The sequence below is a fragment of the Kocuria rhizophila genome (assembly GCF_003667225.1).
GTDB classification, from domain to species: domain Bacteria; phylum Actinomycetota; class Actinomycetes; order Actinomycetales; family Micrococcaceae; genus Kocuria; species Kocuria rhizophila.
The window spans coordinates 1-1406 of record NZ_RCOM01000156.1 but is presented as its reverse complement, the minus strand read 5'-3'; the positions used below and the strand labels follow the sequence as shown (position 1 = coordinate 1406).

The following is a 1406-nucleotide window of genomic DNA, read 5'->3' as shown; positions in this document are numbered from 1 at the left end:
GCCCCCGCCCGCTCCCCCCCCCCCCGACCCCCACGCGGGTCACGACATGCACGACCACACCACCTCCGACCACTCCGGCCACGACATGTCCAACATGGCCGCCAGCGCCACCCTGCACTGCCTCACCGGCTGCTCCATCGGTGAGATCCTCGGCCTGATCCTGGCCACCGTGTTCGGGTGGGGCAACGTCACGAGCACCGCCGTGGCCATCGCTCTGGCCTTCGTGTTCGGCTACGCCCTGTCCTCCCTGCCCCTGCTGCGCTCGGGCATCAGCGTGGGCCAGGCGCTGCGCCTCGTGCTCGCCGCGGACACCGTCTCCATCCTCACCATGGAGGTCGTGGACAACCTCGTCATGTGGCTGGTTCCCGGCGCCATGGATGCCGGCCTGCTGGACGCCTTGTTCTGGGGCTCCATTGCCCTGTCCTTGGTCATCGCGTACTTCGCCGCATATCCCGTGAACAAGGCCCTGCTGCGCCGCGGCAAGGGCCACGCCATCACCCACCACGCTTCCGGCGGCGGCCCCATGGACAACCGCCCGCTGGCGTACGGCATCAGCGCCTTCATGCTCGGTGGCTTCGTCGCCTCCCTCGGCACTCTGCTGTAGGGAACTCCCGCAGCGGGGCCCCGCTGCCACCGCGCATTCCGACCAGAAACCCGCCCGTACCGGGGTCCAGAAACCCGGGAGGGCCCACAGAAAGGATCCGTCCCATGCGTCGACTTCCCCTCACCCTCGCCGGTCTCGCCATCCTGGTGACCGCCACCGCCTGCTCCGCCGGTTCCGATTCCGCGGACCACTCCGCCCACGAGGGCCACGAGACCAGCGCGAGCGACAGCGCGACGAGCCAGGCGGCGTCGTCACCCGCGAGCGGCACGCCCAGTGCGAGCCAGGGCGGGCACGAGCACGGCCAGGAGCACATGCACGCCATGGACGGCGGCCCCGCCCCGGAGGGCATCGCCGCCGCGGAGAAGCCCACCTATCCCGTGGGCACTGAGGTCACGCTGACCACCGACCACATGGAGGGCATGAAGGATGCCCCGGCCACCGTGGTGGGCGCCTACAAGACCGTGACCTACGCCGTGAACTACACCCCCACGGACGGCGGGCCCGAGGTCACCAACCACAAGTGGGTGGTCCAGGAGGAGCTCCAAGGCGCCGGTTCCGAGCGCCTCGCCGACGGCACCGAGGTCATCATCGAGGCCGACCACATGGAGGGCATGAAGGGCGCGCAGGGCACCATCGCCTCCTCCACCACCCAGACCGTCTACATGGTCGACTACGAGGCCGACGGCATGACCATGAAGAACCACAAGTGGGTCGTGGAGGACGAGCTGCTGACGGCCGCCGGGTGGCGGCAGGCCCTGGACTCCGGGGAGGTCACCGCGTGCTTCGTCCGCCTCGACTGGTC

The 1406-nt window shown here is 70.0% G+C and carries 1 protein-coding gene and 1 pseudogene; both read left to right on the top strand.

Features of this window, described 5'->3' with window-relative positions; all coding sequences use genetic code 11:
- Window positions 1–604, top strand: a 604-nt coding sequence (locus D9R02_RS11785; protein WP_310793830.1) for a DUF4396 domain-containing protein, incomplete at its 5' end; no start/stop codon positions are given.
- Between the two features lie 104 nt (window positions 605–708).
- Window positions 709–1332 (top strand): annotated as a pseudogene (locus D9R02_RS11780) (YdhK family protein); the annotation flags it as partial.
- Window positions 1333–1406: the final 74 nt, after the last annotated feature.